The organism is Pseudomonas sp. MS15a(2019), assembly GCF_013277805.1.
Lineage (GTDB): Bacteria > Pseudomonadota > Gammaproteobacteria > Pseudomonadales > Pseudomonadaceae > Chryseomonas > Chryseomonas benzopyrenica.
This window is the reverse complement of record NZ_VBTN01000011.1, coordinates 40845-56297: the sequence shown is the minus strand read 5'-3', so window position 1 is coordinate 56297 and position 15453 is coordinate 40845. Positions and strand designations below refer to the sequence as shown.

At 66.6% G+C, this 15453-nt stretch carries 13 protein-coding genes; 10 read left to right on the top strand and 3 right to left on the bottom strand.

From position 1 onward, the window contains the following. Window positions 1-40: 40 nt before the first annotated feature. Window positions 41-1336 (bottom strand): peptidylprolyl isomerase, encoded by a 1296-nt coding sequence (locus tag FEZ61_RS17380; RefSeq protein ID WP_017640356.1) that lies wholly within the window; start codon window positions 1334-1336, stop codon window positions 41-43. Then, window positions 1317-4121, bottom strand: coding sequence for an LPS-assembly protein LptD (locus FEZ61_RS17375; RefSeq protein WP_093254944.1), 2805 nt, complete (start codon window positions 4119-4121; stop codon window positions 1317-1319). Before FEZ61_RS17375 ends, FEZ61_RS17380 begins: the two co-directional genes overlap by 20 nt. Window positions 4122-4240: 119 nt before the next feature. On the opposite strand from FEZ61_RS17375, the gene FEZ61_RS17370 reads away from it, so the two are divergent. The 3 genes from FEZ61_RS17370 to FEZ61_RS17360 are packed head-to-tail and all read left to right on the top strand — an operon-like array spanning window position 4241 to window position 6686. Further along, complete coding sequence (locus FEZ61_RS17370; RefSeq protein ID WP_173149706.1) at window positions 4241-5263, top strand: phosphotransferase; 1023 nt, start codon at window positions 4241-4243, stop codon at window positions 5261-5263. Continuing rightward, complete coding sequence (gene murU / locus FEZ61_RS17365; protein ID WP_173149704.1) at window positions 5260-5925, top strand: N-acetylmuramate alpha-1-phosphate uridylyltransferase MurU; 666 nt, start codon at window positions 5260-5262, stop codon at window positions 5923-5925. Before FEZ61_RS17370 ends, murU begins: the two co-directional genes overlap by 4 nt. Continuing rightward, a complete protein-coding gene (locus tag FEZ61_RS17360) occupies window positions 5922-6686 on the top strand; it encodes a DnaJ domain-containing protein (RefSeq protein ID WP_017640360.1) in 765 nt (254 codons plus the stop codon). Before murU ends, FEZ61_RS17360 begins: the two co-directional genes overlap by 4 nt. On the opposite strand, the gene FEZ61_RS17355 is transcribed toward FEZ61_RS17360, so the two are convergent. Continuing rightward, window positions 6661-7671 (bottom strand): DUF3530 family protein, encoded by a 1011-nt coding sequence (locus FEZ61_RS17355; protein WP_173149702.1) that lies wholly within the window; start codon window positions 7669-7671, stop codon window positions 6661-6663. The two genes, FEZ61_RS17360 and FEZ61_RS17355, sit on opposite strands and share 26 nt — an antisense overlap. A 137-nt stretch (window positions 7672-7808) precedes the next feature. Between FEZ61_RS17355 and rpe the strand changes: the two genes are divergently transcribed. The 7 genes from rpe (at window position 7809) to FEZ61_RS17320 (ending at window position 15414) form a co-directional block, all read left to right on the top strand. After that, window positions 7809-8486, top strand: coding sequence for a ribulose-phosphate 3-epimerase (gene rpe, locus FEZ61_RS17350; protein ID WP_173149700.1), 678 nt, complete (start codon window positions 7809-7811; stop codon window positions 8484-8486). Then, window positions 8483-9163, top strand: a complete 681-nt coding sequence (locus FEZ61_RS17345; protein WP_173149698.1) for a phosphoglycolate phosphatase — start codon at window positions 8483-8485, stop codon at window positions 9161-9163. Before rpe ends, FEZ61_RS17345 begins: the two co-directional genes overlap by 4 nt. 241 nt (window positions 9164-9404) lie before the next feature. Then, window positions 9405-10883: an anthranilate synthase component I gene (gene trpE / locus FEZ61_RS17340; protein ID WP_173149696.1), complete on the top strand. Its 1479-nt coding sequence runs from the start codon at window positions 9405-9407 to the stop codon at window positions 10881-10883. Between the two features lie 10 nt (window positions 10884-10893). Then, the gene (locus FEZ61_RS17335) at window positions 10894-11487 is read left to right on the top strand and encodes an aminodeoxychorismate/anthranilate synthase component II (RefSeq protein WP_017640365.1); all 594 of its coding nucleotides are present in this window, start codon (window positions 10894-10896) and stop codon (window positions 11485-11487) included. Further along, window positions 11488-12537 (top strand): anthranilate phosphoribosyltransferase, encoded by a 1050-nt coding sequence (trpD, locus tag FEZ61_RS17330; RefSeq protein WP_173149694.1) that lies wholly within the window; start codon window positions 11488-11490, stop codon window positions 12535-12537. It begins immediately after the preceding gene. Further along, window positions 12534-13361 (top strand): indole-3-glycerol phosphate synthase TrpC, encoded by an 828-nt coding sequence (gene trpC, locus FEZ61_RS17325; protein ID WP_173149692.1) that lies wholly within the window; start codon window positions 12534-12536, stop codon window positions 13359-13361. The genes trpD and trpC overlap by 4 nt, the downstream gene beginning before the upstream one ends. 271 nt (window positions 13362-13632) lie before the next feature. Further along, on the top strand, window positions 13633-15414 hold the full coding sequence (locus FEZ61_RS17320; RefSeq protein ID WP_173149690.1) for a BCCT family transporter: 1782 nt from the start codon (window positions 13633-13635) through the stop codon (window positions 15412-15414). Window positions 15415-15453: the final 39 nt, after the last annotated feature.

The window sequence follows — 15453 nt, the reverse complement described above, 5'->3', positions numbered from 1 at the left end:
GGAAACAAGAAGGCCGCAGGGGATGCCTGCGGCCTTGGGGTTACTGCTTGATCTCGACGTAGGCTTCGTCGCGGATCTGGCGCAACCAGGTCTGCAGCTCCTGGTCGTACTTGCGATTGCGCAGGAGATTTAAGGCCTGCTGCTCGCGCGCCTGCTGGGTGTTGTCGGTGGCCCGACGGCCCAGGACTTCCAGGATGTGCCAGCCGAACGGCGTGTGGAACGGCTGCGACAGCTGGTTGACCGGCGAGCTGTTCATCACTTCGCGGAATTCCGGCACCAGGGATTCCGGATTGATCCAGCCCAGGTCGCCGCCATTGAGCGCCGAGCCCGGATCTTCCGAGAAGCTCTTGGCCAGGGTGGCGAAGCTCTCGCCATTCTGGATGCGCTCGCGCAGGCGCGCGGCCAGCCGCTGGGTCTCGGCGTCGCTGCGTACGGCATTGGGCTTGAGCAGGATGTGCCGGACATGCACCTCGTCGACGATGCTGGCCTCGCCACCACGCTTCTCTTCCACCTTGAGGATCACGAAGCCGCCGGGCACGCGCACAGGCTGGGTGATGCCGCCGACGCCGACGCTGCCGATCAGGCGGTCGAAGGGCGGGGGCAGCTGGGCAGCCTTGCGCCAGCCGATCTCGCCACCGTCGAGGGCGTTGTCACCGGCCGAGCGGGCGATGGCCAGCTGGTTGAAGTCGGCGCCCTGACGCAACTGGTTGTAGGTGTCCTGGGCCTGGCGTGCGGCGGCGTCGAGACCGGCGGTGCCGGCATTGTCCGCCACCGGGATCAGGATGTTGGCCAGGCGATACTCTTCGGACAGCTGCAGCTTGCCCAGGTCCGAGGCGAGGAAGTTCTGCACCTCCTGCTGGGTAACCTGCACGCGCTGACCGACCTGACGCTGGCGCACCCGGCTGATCATCATCTCGCGCCGGACCTGCTCGCGAGCGGCATCGTAGGAGAGGCCGTCACGGGCCAGGGCCTGGCGGAATTCGGCCACGCTCAGGCCATTGCGCTGGGCGATGGTGGCGACGGCCTGGTTGAGCTCCTCGTCGGATATCTTCACGCCCATGCGGCCGGCCAGCTGCATCTGGATGTCTTCCAGGATCAGCCGTTCGAGCACCTGCTGACGCAGTTCGCTTTCCGGCGGCGCCGAGGCGCCCCGGCGGGTGATGTTCTGCTTGACCTCGTTGAGGCGTTGATCGAGCTGGCTCTGCATGACCACGTCGTTGTCGACGATGGCCACGACCTTGTCCAGCGGAACCACGGCAGCCTGAGCCAGAGGGGAGAGAGCGAGCGCCGCGCCCAGGGCGAGCGGGCGCAGGGCGTTACATAGCTTGGTCTTCACGTTCACGATAGCCTTGAATGCCTCTGTCCAGGAAGCCTTCGGTCTTGCCGCCGAAGACGTTGCCGAGTCCTTTGAGCACGATCTGCAGGAAGATCCCGCGATCGGCTTCGGAGCTCTGGGCGGTGTAGAAGACGTCGTCTTCGCTCTTGAGCCAGTAGCGGCTGATCAGGCGCAGCTTCCAGCAGCAGTTGTCGTACTCGAAGCCACCGAAGGCCTCCAGGGTACGGCTCTTGTTGTAGTCGAACTGCCAGCGAGCGATGGCGGACCACTGGGGCACGATCGGCCAGATGAAGGAGATGTCGTGCTGGTCGACCTTGTAGTCGTCGCTGTTGTAGGTGAAGCGGCCGAAGTTCGGATCGAACACCCGGACGTTGTCACGATAGCGGTAGCCGACGTTGAGGATCTTGCCCGGCTCGGCTTCCGGCTGATAGTGGAACATGACGCTACCGGAATCGGTCTGGTGCAGGGTCGGATCCCAGTTGAATTCGCCGTTCACGCGCCAGTCGCGGTTAAAGCGATACATGCCGGCCAGGGCATAGGGCGAGCGCGAGGTGGTGGCCTGGGGATTGTCGATGTTCTGCCCCAGGCTGCGGGCGTAGGCCAGGTCGTCCTTGGTCAGGCCGGGCAGCTGCACCTCGCGGTCGCGGAAGTAGAACAGCTGACCGAAGCTCACGTTGGCGCGCTCGAAGCCATTGGGCTCGATGAAGCGGCTGGTGGCACCCAGGGCCAGCTGATTGGCATCGCCGATGCGGTCGCGACCGGTGAAGCGGTTGTCGCGCCACAGCGAGCTGTAGCTGAAGGTGTATTCGCCGGTATCGAACACCGGCAGATCGTCCTGGTCGCGATTGGGTACGTAGAGGTACTTGGCGCGGGGTTCGAAGGTCTGCTTGCCACCTTCGCCGAACAGATTCGAGGTGCGGTCAAAATAGAGGCCGCTGTCGAGGCTGAAGATCGGCACCGAGCGGGTCGGGCTGTCGTTGAAGCTGGTCACGCTGGAACCCGCCGAGGCGCGACGACTACCGCCGACCAGCGGCGAGTTCAGGTCGTTCTGGCCGGTGCTGTCCAGGTCCAGGTCGTAGCGGGTATAGGCATAGCGCAGTGACGGCGTCAGGAAGCCCCAGGACGCGGTCATCGGGCGGGCGATGCCCGGCTCGACGTGGTAGCGATTGCCTTCGGCGCGGGTCAGGCCGAAGAGGTTGACGTCGGGACGGTTGCGCACGTTGGTGCGATTGCCGTTGTCGTCCAGGTCGAAGTAGGTGTTGTCGTCGAAGCTGCGGGTGAAGCGCACCGCCTCGGTGTCGTAGGTGAAGTCCAGACCGCCCGGGTTGTAGGGCAGGGCACCGCTCAGGGTCAGCTGCGGCAGGCGGTTGTAGGGCGTCACGTCGGAGACGGTAGCCAGCTGGTAGGCCTGGGCGTTGAGGCCGGCGACGAAGGTGTCGCCACGGTAGGTCAGGCGACCCTGCTGGTTGACGTAGGTCGGCTTGTTGATGCCGAGGTCGGTGTCCAGGTCCTGGAAGTAATAGGGGTCGCTGATGCGGGTGTAGTCCACCTCGGCCATCAGGCGCGAATCCAGGCCGCTGCGGTTCTTCCAGCCGTACAGCCAGCGGCTGTCGGTGGCTTCCGGTTCGCCTTCGTGCTCTGGATCGGTGTCCTTGAGGTAGGAGCCGTAGACCTCGCCTTCGCTGCTGCGGGTCAGGTAGCGGAAGTCGCCCTCGGTCTGCAGGCCGTGCTTGGCCATGTAGCGCGGATAGAGGGTGGCGTCGTAGTTGGGCGCCAGGTTGAAGTAGTAGGGCGTGGTGATCGCGAAGCCGGTGTCGCTGGAGGTGCTGATCGAAGGCGCCAGGAAACCGGACTGGCGACGGTCGTCGATCGGGAAGTAGATGAAGGGCGTATAGAGGACCGGAATGTCCTTGACCCGCAGCGTGGCGTTGGTCGCGTAACCCAGGCCGGTGGCCGGGTTCAGGGTCACGGTATTGCCCTTGACCTGCCAGGCGTTGCTGCCCGGTTCGCAGGTGGTGTAGGTGCCATCCTTGAGGCGGATGATGGCGTCGTCGCCGCGTTTGGCATAGAGCGCGCTGCCGCGGGCACGGCTCTGGTGCATGACGAATTCGGCGTTGTCGACCTGGACCTGGCCGTTGTCCAGCTGCAGATCGGCCTTGTCGCCGACCATCAACAGGCCGTTGTCGCGGAATTTGACGTTGCCCTTGAGCTCGCCGCGATTTTCCAGCTGGTGCAGGTTGGCTTCCTGGGATTCCACCTGCATGCCGCCCTGGCGCAGCACCACGTCACCGGCCAGCGTGGCGACCTGCTGCTCCTGCTCGTAGCGCGAGGCCTTGGCGGAAACGTAGGTCGGGGCCTTGGCGGTCGGGGTGTCGTCGTACATGCCCGGGCGCTGCGGCTCGACATAGGCGCCGCTGCAGTAGGGGCCGGTCTCGGCCAGCTGGGCCGGGGTCAGTTGCTCGCGCGGGACCCAGTCCAGGTGGCTGTAGTCGGCGCTGCGGGACTTGAGGGCACGACCCTTGCTCTCGGTGACCAGCACGGCGGCGTCGCCCTGGCGCGCGGCCGGCTCGGCGGCGATGCCCTGGGTTTCGCCCTTGCTGGGCCGGGGCGGGATGGCGGCGGCGGGTGCCTGGGTGTTGCACGACCAGCCACCGCCGGCTCCGGCGCTACAGCTGAACTGCTCGGCGGGGGCGGCGATAAGGGCGGTGACGGGCTGCATGGCGAGCAGGCTGCCGGTTACCAAGAGGGGAAATTTTCTGCGAAACGCGGGGGTTTTCACGGCCATCCTTAAAGTCGTCCTGCACGCCGGCCATTAAGGGGCCGCGGCCTCTCGATGGGCTCAAAAAGATAGCGGATAATAAAACATGACCTGCGCATCGGCTAGGGCCGAGGGATCCGCTGCAAATGACTGAAGATGTTCGCTTAAACCAGATAGAAGACTGGCTGACCACCGTTCTACCGGAAATTTTCCGGGAGCAGGCCTGGGTCGAGGTGCCCACGGGCAGCCTGACCGCGGCCAGCAGCGATGCCAGCTTTCGCCGTTATTTCCGCTGGGCGGGCGAGGGCCGCAGCCTGATCGTGATGGATGCGCCGCCGCCGCAGGAGGACTGCCGTCCGTTCGTCCGGGTGGCCGCATTGCTGGCGGCTGCCGGGGTCCATGTGCCACGCATCCTGGCCCAGGATCTGGAGCGGGGCTTCCTGTTGCTGAGCGACCTCGGCACCCTGACTTACCTGGAGGTGATCAACGCGGCCAATGCCGATGAGTATTTCCAGGCGGCCATCGATGCCCTGCTGGCTTTCCAGGGCAAGCAGCCGACGAACGGCAGCCTACCGCTCTACGATGAGGCTCTGCTCGCCCGCGAACTGGGGCTGTTTCCGGAGTGGTATGTCGGGCGTGAACTGGACACGGCCTTCAGTGCCGGCCAGCTCGAACGCTGGCAGGCCGTCTGCCGGCTGCTGATCGACAGTGCCCTGGCGCAGCCCCAGGTGCTGGTCCACCGGGACTTCATGCCACGCAACCTGATGCTCAGCACGCCCAACCCGGGCGTGCTGGACTTCCAGGACGCGGTCATCGGGCCGGTCACCTATGACATCACCAGTCTGTTCAAGGATGCCTTCCTCAGCTGGCCGGAGCCGCTGGTACAGCGCTGGCTGCTGGGCTACTGGGAACAGGCGCGCGCCGCCGGCATACCGGTGCAGGCCGAGTTCGCCGACTTCCAGCGGGCCTCGGACCTGATGGGCGTGCAGCGTCATCTCAAGGTGCTGGGCATCTTCGCCCGCATCTGGCATCGCGATGGCAAGCCGCGCTACGTCGCCGATAGCCCGCGCTTTCTCGCCTACATCCGGACCGTGGTCGCACGGCGACCCGAGTTGGCGGACCTGGGCGCCTTGCTGGACGAGTTGCACGCCGAGCGAGCCCATCCATGAAGGCCATGATCCTGGCGGCGGGCAAGGGCGAGCGGATGCGACCGTTGACACTGACGCGCCCCAAGCCACTGATCGAAGTGAACGGTCGTCCGCTCATCGAGCACCATATCCAGGCGTTGGCCGCCGCTGGTATCACCGAATTGGTGATCAACCACGCCTGGCTGGGCGACCAGTTGGAAGCTGTCCTGGGCGACGGCAGTCGCTTGGGCGTCTCCATCCGCTTTTCCGCCGAAGGTGAGCCGCTGGAGACCGGGGGCGGTATCTTTCGGGCGCTGCCACTGCTGGGTAGTGAGCCCTTCATGCTGATCAATGGCGATATCCGCACCGATGTCGACTTCGCGGCCTTGGCGCTGCCCGCCGGTTGCCTGGCGCACCTGGTGCTGGTTGACAATCCCGTTCATCACCCGATCGGCGATTTTGGTCTGGTGGAGGGGCGGATCACCCTGGAGGCCTCGGAAAAGCTCACCTACAGCGGCATCGCCGTGCTGCACCCACAGCTCTTCTCCGACTGCACGGCAGGAGCCTTCAAGCTGGTCGATGTGCTGCGACCGGCCATTGTCGCCGGGCAGGTCTCGGGCCAGCGGTTGGCGGGACGCTGGGTGGACGTAGGCACCCTGGAACGCTTGGCCGAGGCGGAGCAACTGTTCGGGATGGCTTCTTGAAGCTCTGGTTCTGGCCGCTGACGCTGCTGGGTTTCCTGGCCGGTTGGGCGGTGGCCAGTATTCCCGGCGCCCTGCTGGTGGCGTTGCTCGCCCATGCCGGCGAGCGCCAGCTGGGGCTGACCTCCCTGGCGGGCTGGAAGGCACGCTGGCAGGGACGCCCTGGCCGCTTCGAGCACCAGGCGCAATTCCAGATGCTCGGGCGGCTGGCCAAGCGTGGTGGCCGGGTGCTGACCGCCCATATCCGCCAGGCCGAAGGCGAGATCGAGCGGCTGGGGCTGGGGGCGGACGACCGCAAGAAAGCCATCGCCGCCTTCGAGCAGGGCAAGGGTGGCACCCTGCCGTCAGCGGCAGACCTGCAACGACTCAGCGAGCGCAGTGAGCTGATTCTGCGCGCCTGCTGGCGCATGGTCTGGATCAGCGGCAGCGTACGCCCCGGTGATCGCGATGAAATCCTCGGCTGGGGGCAGGCGATGGGGCTGGCGGAAGCCCAGGTGCTGGCCCTGCAGCCGCCCGTGCAAGCGGCGCCGCGGCAGCCCAGCAACGAAGAGAAATACCGCAAGGCCCTGCAATTGCTCGGCGTCACCGACGATGCCGACGCGGCCACGGTCAAGCAGGCCTATCGCCGATTGCTCTCTCGTCACCATCCCGACAAGAAGGCCGGTGCCGGAGCGGGCCAGTCGGCGGTCTATGCCGCTGCCCAGCGTACCGCCGAGTTGCACGCTGCCTACCAGGTGATCAAGAAGCGGCGGGGCTTTCGCTAGCGGCTGGCGGTAGTCGATCCAGCCAGGCGCGCAGGCGGCGGACGGTCTGTTCCTGCTCCGCGGCCCGGTCGCCCGGGATGACCGGCAATTCGATCTGCCGATAGCCCTTGTTAGCCTTTTGCGCTGCGCGCGTCTTGCGCCGCTGGGCGGCCGGTCCGGGTGCGTGCACCAAATCGGCGATCTGCAGGTCGGTCTTGCCCATGGTGGCGTCCAGCCGCGGCGGCAGCCCCTCGGGCTCGCGACCATCGATGAGCACCAGTTGCTTGATCTCGGCTGGCTCCTTTTCGGCGAGATAGCGCGCCGCCCAGTAGGCGCCGGTGCCGTGGCCGACCAGCACGATGGGATTGGCGCCCTGTTGCAGCGCCAGGTCGATGCCAGCGGCGATGCGCGCCAGCACCCGGGTGGCCTGGGCATTGGCCGCGGCTTCGGGATCGACCGGCGCGACCGCCGCCTGGGCTGGTTCGCCTCTGCCGGCTTCGGCCTGGGTCGGAGCGGCGGGCGCCGTGCCGCTGCCACCGGTCACCGGCGGTGCCGCCTGCTCGCTGTTGGCCTGGGCATCGGTATCCGCCGGTGCGGTATCCCGCTCGATCGCCACCACGGGGTCATAGGGATCGGGCAGGCTGAGGCTTATGGTCTGCCAGCCGTAGGTGGGTAGCTCCTGGCGCACGGGGGCTATCACATTGGGCCAGTCGGCCGATTCGCCAGCGCCCGGCACCAGCACCACCGTGCCGGCGGCCTTGGCGCGGGTAGCGGGCAACAGCAGGGCGAGAAAGGACTCGTCGCCGGCCTGCAGGGTCTTCTGCTGCTCGGCGGGCAGCTGCCGCATGAGCGCCTGCTGCTGCTCCTGGCTGCGCGTCAGCGCTGGCGCCGGGGCTGTAGGAGCCACAGGCGGTTCCGGCGCCGGGCTGGGAGCCTCTTCGGCAAGCACCGGGGCGGCAAGGCCGAGCAGGAGGAGGCAAAGCGGCAGCAGGGCAGGTGACGACATCGACGGGAATCCTCAACAAGGGGATGGTTGACCCTGGCGAGCCTACCGCCGTTCGCCCCGTCGGGGCAGCGGGAACGCCCGAGCCGCACACGGATCTCCGTTACAATGCCGTCCTCAACCTTCGCCGAGGCTATCCCATGCAACCCTTCGCCATCGCCCCCTCGATCCTGTCCGCCGATTTCGCCCGCCTGGGCGAGGAAGTCGACAAGGTCCTCGCCGCCGGTGCCGACATGGTCCATTTCGACGTGATGGACAATCACTATGTACCCAACCTCACCATCGGCCCCATGGTCTGCAAGGCGTTGCGCAACTACGGGGTGACCGCGCCCATCGACGTGCACCTGATGGTCAAGCCGGTGGATCGCATCATCGGCGACTTCATCGAGGCCGGCGCCACCGACATCACCTTCCATCCCGAGGCCTCCGAGCACATCGATCGCTCGCTGCAGCTGGTCAAGGATGGCGGTTGCCGCGCCGGCCTGGTGTTCAACCCGGCCACCTCGCTGGATGCGCTGAAGTACGTCATGGACAAGATCGACATGGTGCTGCTGATGAGCGTCAACCCCGGCTTTGGCGGCCAGAAATTCATTCCCGGCACCCTGGACAAGTTGCGCGAGGCGCGCGCCCTGATCGATGCCTCCGGCCGGCCGATCCGGCTCGAGATCGATGGCGGGGTCAACGTCAAGAATATCGGCGAGATCGCTCGCGCGGGTGCCGACACCTTCGTCGCCGGCTCGGCCATCTTCGGCCAGGCGGACTACGCCGCGGTGATCCAGGCGATGCGCGCCGAGCTGGCCAAGGCCCGCTCGGTATGAGCGCCCTGGTGCGGCTCGGTGGCGGGCATCCGCCTGCCCTGGTGATGTTCGACCTCGACGGCACTCTGCTGGATTCGGCACCGGACCTGGCCGCCGCGGTGGACGCCATGCTCGAACGCCTGGGCCGCGCGCCGGCGGGGCTGGACAAGGTGCGGCTGTGGATTGGCAACGGCGCCCGGGTGCTGGTGCGTCGCGCCCTGGCCGATGACATGCAGCACGACGCCGTGGACGAAGCCGCTGCCGATAGCGCGCTGGCCCTCTTCATGGAGCTCTATGGCGGCAGCCACGCCCTGACCCGCGTCTATCCCGGCGTGCTGGACAGCCTGGCGCTGCTGCGTACCCTGGGCATGCGCCTGGCGGTGATCACCAACAAGCCGGAGCGCTTCGTCGCGCCGCTGCTGGCCGACATGGGCCTGGGCGACTTCGACTGGATCGTCGGCGGCGATACCCTGCCGCAGCAGAAGCCGGACCCGGCCGGCTTGCTGTGGGTCATGCAGCAGGCGGGGGTGGCGGCCGGCCAGGCCCTGTTCATCGGTGATTCGCGCAATGACATCCGCGCCGCCCGTGCCGCCGGGGTGCGTTGCGTGGCCCTGAGCTATGGCTACAACCATGGCGAGCCCATCGCCAGCGAGCAGCCGGATCTGGTGGTCGACGATCTGCGCGAGCTGTTCATCTAGCACGCCGAGGTGGCCGGCCGGTTGCTATGCCGCGCCGGCTAGGCTAACGTGGCCTTTCAACCCCGCCTCAAGAGCAAGAGATCGCATCGTGGTGGTCACCCGCACAGGCTCCTCGCGAGCATGGATGAAAGTCATCAAGGCCCTGGCCCGTTGGCGCTGGCGCGCCTGATTTCGTCCTGGCCGGTATCTGACCGGCGCGCTGTGCACCCGACCTTTCGTTTTCCTCGCCACGAGGCTGATCATGACCCGCGACGATTTCCTGCGCCTGGCCGCTCAAGGCTATAACCGCATTCCCCTGGCCTTCGAAACCCTGGCCGACTTCGACACCCCCCTATCCATCTACCTGAAGCTGGCCGACGGCCCCAATTCCTATCTGCTGGAATCGGTGCAGGGCGGCGAGAAGTGGGGGCGTTACTCCATCATTGGCCTGCCGTGCAGCCGTGTACTGCGCGTTCATGGTCATCGCGTGGTGGTCAGCGATGCCGGTCGTGAGGTCGAGGTGATCGAGCACTGCGACGATCCCCTGGCCTTCGTCGAAGCCTTCAAGGCGCGCTATCGCGTGCCGACCCTGGACGGCCTGCCCCGCTTCAATGGCGGGCTGGTGGGCTACTTCGGCTACGACAGCGTGCGCTACGTGGAACGCCGCCTGGCGGCCTGCCCCAATCCCGACCCGCTGGGGACGCCTGACATCCTGCTGATGGTGTCCGATGCCGTGGTGGTGTTCGACAACCTGGCCGGCAAGATCCATGCGATCGTGCTGGCCGATCCAGACGAGGCCGAGGCCTTCGACGCCGCCCAGGCACGTCTGGCCGACATCCTCGACCGCCTGCGCCAGCCCATCGTGCCGCGTCGTGGCCTGGATCTCGCCGCCCCGACCGGGCCAGAGCCGAGCTTTCGTTCCAGCTTCAGTCGCGAGGATTTCGAAGGCGCGGTGCAGCGCATCAAGGACTACATCCTGGCCGGCGACTGCATGCAGGTGGTGCCTTCGCAGCGCATGTCCATCGCCTTCCAGGCGGCGCCCATCGACCTCTATCGGGCGCTGCGCTGCTTCAACCCCACGCCCTACATGTATTTCTTCAACTTCGGTGACTTCCACGTGGTGGGCAGTTCGCCCGAGGTGCTGGTGCGGGTGGAGGACGGCGAGATCACCGTGAGGCCCATCGCCGGGACCCGTCCGCGCGGCGCCACTGAGGAAGCCGATCTGGCTTTGGAGCGTGATCTGCTGGCCGACGCCAAGGAGCTGGCCGAGCACCTGATGCTGATCGACCTGGGGCGCAACGACGTGGGCCGGGTCTCCACCACCGGCAGCGTGACCCTGACCGAAAAGATGGTCATCGAGCGCTATTCCAACGTGATGCACATCGTCAGCAACGTCACCGGCCGGCTCAAGCCCCAACTGAGCGCCATGGACGCCCTGCGCGCCATCCTGCCGGCCGGCACCCTGTCCGGGGCGCCGAAGATCCGCGCCATGGAGATCATCGACGAACTGGAGCCGGTCAAGCGCGGCATCTACGGCGGCGCCGTGGGCTACCTGGCCTGGAACGGCAACATGGACACCGCCATCGCCATCCGCACCGCGGTGATCAAGGACGGCGAGTTGCACGTGCAGGCCGGGGCGGGAATCGTCGCCGACTCGGTGCCGGCGCTGGAGTGGGAAGAGACCCTCAACAAGCGTCGCGCCATGTTCCGCGCCGTCACCCTTGCCGAACAGTCCGTCTGAGGAGCCTGCCATGTTGCTGATGCTGGATAACTACGATTCCTTCACCTACAACCTGGTGCAGTACCTGGGCGAGCTGGGCGCCGAGGTCAAGGTGGTGCGCAACGACGAGCTCCCGGTCGAGGCGCTCGAAGACCTGGCGCCGGAGCGCATCGTCGTCTCCCCCGGTCCCTGCACGCCCAACGAGGCGGGCATCTCCCTGGCCACCCTGGAGCGCTTCGCCGGCAAGCTGCCGGTGCTGGGCGTCTGCCTGGGTCACCAGAGCCTGGGCCAGGCCTTTGGCGGCGAGGTGGTGCGGGCGCGCGAGCCGATGCACGGCAAGACCAGCCCGGTCTACCACAACGGCGAAGGCGTCTTCGCCGGCCTGCCCAATCCCTTCACCGTGACCCGCTACCACTCGCTGGTGGTCAAGCGCGAGACCCTGCCCGACTGTCTGGAGATCACCGCCTGGACCCAGCATCCAGACGGCAGCCTGGACGAGATCATGGGGCTGCGGCACCGCGAATTCATGATCGAAGGGGTGCAATTCCATCCCGAGTCCATCCTCACCGAACATGGCCATGACCTCTTGGCCAACTTTCTCCAGCAGCAGGGAGGACGCCGCTAGATGGACATCAAGCAGGCCTTGAATCGCATCAGTGGCCAACTCGACCTCAATGTGGCCGAGATGCAGGCGGTGATGCGCCAGATCATGACCGGTGGCGCCGACGAGGCGCAGATCGGTGCCTTCCTCATGGGCATGCGCATCAAGAGCGAGACCATCGACGAGATCTGCGGCGCGGTCAGCGTGATGCGCGAACTGGCGACCCCGGTGGTGCTGCCGAGCCTCGACCATGTGGTCGACGTGGTGGGCACCGGCGGCGACGGCGCCAACATCTTCAACGTGTCCTCGGCCTCGGTGTTCGTGGTGGCGGCGGCGGGCGGCAAGGTCGCCAAGCACGGCAATCGCGCGGTGTCCGGCAAGAGCGGCAGCGCCGATCTGCTGGAGGCCGCCGGTATCTACCTGGAGCTGAATCCGGCGCAGATCGCCCGCTGCGTCGAACAGGTGGGCGTCGGCTTCATGTTCGCCCAGTCGCACCACAGCGCCATGCGCCATGCCGCCGGGCCGCGCCGTTCCCTGGGGCTGCGTACCCTGTTCAACATGCTCGGGCCGCTGACCAATCCGGCCGGTGTCCGTCACCAGGTGGTCGGGGTGTTCAGCGCCGCGCTCTGCCGACCGCTGGCCGAGGTGCTGCAGCGGCTGGGCAGCCACCACGTGCTGGTGGTGCACTCCCGCGACGGCCTGGACGAATTCAGCCTGGCCGCGGCGACCCAGGTGGCCGAACTCAAGGACGGCAGCATCAGCGAATACCAGGTGCTGCCGGAGGATCTGGGGATCAAGAGCCAGACCCTGGTCGGCCTGACCGTGGACGGTCCCGAGGCCTCCCTGGCGCTGATCCGCGACGCCCTCGGTCGACGCAAGACCGAAGCCGGGCAAAAGGCCGCCGACATGATCGTGCTCAACGCCGGCGCGGCGCTCTATGCCGCGGATCTCGCCCATAGTCTGCATGAAGGGGTACTCTTGGCCCACGACGCGCTCTACAGCGGCCTGGCCCGGGAAAAGCTGGACGAGCTCGCCCATTTCACATCCGTCTATCGCGAGGAGGGTCGCCCGTGAGTGTGCCAACCGTGTTGCAGAAGATCCTGGCCCGCAAGGCCGAGGAGATCGCCGAGCTCAAGGCCCGGACCAGCCTGGCCGAACTCGAGGCCCAGGCCCGTGCCGCCGACGCCCCGCGCGGCTTCGCCCGCGCCCTGCAGGCCCAGGTGGCACGCAAGGAAGCGGCGATCATCGCCGAGGTGAAGAAGGCCTCGCCGAGCAAGGGCGTGATCCGCGAACACTTCGTGCCGGCGGAGATCGCCCACAGCTATGCCCTGGGCGGGGCCACCTGCCTGAGCGTGCTCACCGACGTGGACTTCTTCCAGGGCGGCGACGCCTATCTGCAGCAAGCGCGCGCCGCCTGCCAGCTGCCGGTGATCCGCAAGGACTTCCTCATCGATCCCATCCAGGTGGTGGAAGCCCGGGCCATCGGCGCCGATTGCATCCTCCTGATCGTCGCCGCGCTGGACGACGCCCTGATGGGCGAACTGGCCGCTACGGCCAAGGACGTCGGCCTGGACGTGCTGGTCGAGGTCCATGATGGCGCCGAGCTTGAGCGCGCGCTCAAGGTGCTGGATACCCCGCTGGTAGGCGTCAACAATCGCAACCTGCATACCTTCGAGGTCAGCCTCGAGACGACCCTGGACCTGTTACCGCGCATCCCACAGGATCGCCTGGTGATCACCGAGAGCGGCATTCTCAATCGCGCCGACGTGGAGCTGATGGAGATCAACGAGGTGCGTGCCTTCCTGGTGGGCGAAGCCTTCATGCGTGCCGACGAGCCGGGCCAGGAGCTGCAGCGGCTGTTCTTTCCTGACCGGCGCTTCCCGCTCATGGATGCCTGACCGTTCAGGCGCCTGAACAAGGCCTCGGTGGCGACCACCGAGGCCTTTTTTTATCTGCAAGGTGACCCAGGTCGACTCACGCCCGCCCCAATCGGCGGGAACGACCTCCGTGTACCCGCTGCCGACGCGGGGCTTTGTTTCCTGACCCCTAAACCCGGTTAATGACCTCCGACCCGCTGAACCGTGGCGGGTCGAGGAGTCGATCGGCCATCGCGAGGTGCGCCGGGGCTCCGCCGCACCAGGCCATCCATAACCAGGGCAAGCAAGAACCATGGCAACGGAAGAAAAAAGCGAAACACTTGATATCAGCGTCACCGATCCCTCCCGGACCGAGGAGTCGCGGCGCGATCGCCGACTCGCCGGTACCACTGACTGGGTGGTTTTCGGTATCACCAGCATCGCCGCCTTGGCTTTCGTGATCTGGGGCTTCGTCAACCAGGCCGGTCTGGCCAGCAGCGCCTCGACCGCCCAGGGCTGGGTGATCACCCATTTCGGCTGGCTGTTCGTACTCACCTCCACCGGCTTCGTGGTCTTCGTCATCTGGCTGGCGGCCAGTCGCTATGGGCGGATCCCCCTGGGGCGCGACGACGAACAACCGGAATTCCGCACCCTTTCCTGGGTGGCGATGATGTTCAGCGCCGGCATGGGCATCGGCCTGATGTTCTTTGGCGTCGCCGAACCGCTGTCGCACTATCTCAACCCGCCACCCGGCGGCGCCGCGGGGCAGAGCAGTGCCGCCCTGCAGGTGGCCATGGCTACCACGCTGTTCCACTGGACGCTGCATCCCTGGGCCATCTATGCCGTGGTCGGGCTGGCCATCGCCTATGGCACCTATCGGCGCGGTCGCAGCCAGCTGATCTCGGTGGCCTTTCGCCCCCTGATCGGCGAACACGCCAATGGCCCCGTCGGTCGCGTCATCGACATGATGGCGATCTTCGCCACCCTGTTCGGCTCGGCGGCCTCCCTCGGTCTGGGCGCCCTGCAGATCGCCGGCGGACTCGAACACAACGGCTGGATCGAGCAACCCGGAAAAATGCTGTATATCGGCATCATCACCGTGCTGACGGTGGCCTTCGTCATCTCTGCCGTGTCCGGCGTGGAAAAGGGCATCCAGTGGCTGTCCAACACCAACATGGTGCTGGCGGTGGCCCTGGCCCTGTTCGTCTTCGTCGTCGGCCCGACCCTGCTGATGCTCAATCTGTTGCCCACCGCCATCGGTGACTACATCGACCTCCTGCCGGAGATGATGGCGCGCACCAGCGCCAGCGGCGGCGAGGCCATGGGCAACTGGCTGTCGAGCTGGACGGTGTTCTACTGGGCCTGGTGGATTTCCTGGACACCCTTCGTCGGCATGTTCATCGCCCGCATCAGTCGCGGCCGTACCATCCGCCAGTTCGTCACCGGGGTATTGCTGGTGCCGAGTCTGGTCAGCGTGGTCTGGTTCGTCATCTTCGGTGGCGCGGCGATCGACGCCATGCGCCTGGGCGCCTTCACCCTGGTCGATGGCGCGGTGAACAGCAACTTCGCCCTCTACGATCTGCTGGCCAGCTATCCCTGGGTCTCGGTGACCTCGGTACTGGTCATGGTGTTGGTGGCGATCTTCTTCGTGTCCGGCGCCGACGCCGCGTCCCTGGTGATGGGTACCCTGTCCGAGCGCGGTACCACCGAGCCCTCGCGACGCACGGTGATCTTCTGGGGCGCCCTTACCGGCGCGGTGGCGGCGATCATGCTGGCCATCGGCGACCCGGGCAATCCAGGCGCCGCCCTCAATGGCCTGCAGAATCTGACCATCGTGGTCTCGCTGCCCTTCGTGGTGGTCATGGCGCTGCTGTGCCTGGCGCTCTATCGTGATCTGCGCTGCGATCCGCTGATGCTGCGGCATCTGCGCGGCACCGAGTTGATCGAGAAGGCGGTGCTCTATGGCGCGGTCAAGCACGGCGAAGAATTCCACTTCGTCGTGGGTGAGCCCAAGGCCAAGGGGAACGGCGAGAAGACCGTCGAGGAGAAAGCCACGGTGCGGGTGGAGAAGGTACAGCGGAAGGTCGAGATCTGACGCGCTGGAAGGGCGGGGGCAGTGGCCCCCGCCTGCTGG

What these genes read in the sequence shown, in the direction of transcription:
- FEZ61_RS17355 (WP_173149702.1), bottom strand. Translation starts at nt 7,671, where the DNA reads ATGTCGTCACCTGCCCTGCTGCCGCTTTGCCTCCTCCTGCTCGGCCTT.
- trpE (WP_173149696.1), top strand. Translation starts at nt 9,405, where the DNA reads ATGACCCGCGACGATTTCCTGCGCCTGGCCGCTCAAGGCTATAACCGC.
- murU (WP_173149704.1), top strand. Translation starts at nt 5,260, where the DNA reads ATGAAGGCCATGATCCTGGCGGCGGGCAAGGGCGAGCGGATGCGACCG.
- rpe (WP_173149700.1), top strand. Translation starts at nt 7,809, where the DNA reads ATGCAACCCTTCGCCATCGCCCCCTCGATCCTGTCCGCCGATTTCGCC.
- FEZ61_RS17335 (WP_017640365.1), top strand. Translation starts at nt 10,894, where the DNA reads ATGTTGCTGATGCTGGATAACTACGATTCCTTCACCTACAACCTGGTG.
- FEZ61_RS17375 (WP_093254944.1), bottom strand. Translation starts at nt 4,121, where the DNA reads ATGGCCGTGAAAACCCCCGCGTTTCGCAGAAAATTTCCCCTCTTGGTA.
- FEZ61_RS17345 (WP_173149698.1), top strand. Translation starts at nt 8,483, where the DNA reads ATGAGCGCCCTGGTGCGGCTCGGTGGCGGGCATCCGCCTGCCCTGGTG.
- FEZ61_RS17320 (WP_173149690.1), top strand. Translation starts at nt 13,633, where the DNA reads ATGGCAACGGAAGAAAAAAGCGAAACACTTGATATCAGCGTCACCGAT.
- trpD (WP_173149694.1), top strand. Translation starts at nt 11,488, where the DNA reads ATGGACATCAAGCAGGCCTTGAATCGCATCAGTGGCCAACTCGACCTC.
- FEZ61_RS17370 (WP_173149706.1), top strand. Translation starts at nt 4,241, where the DNA reads ATGACTGAAGATGTTCGCTTAAACCAGATAGAAGACTGGCTGACCACC.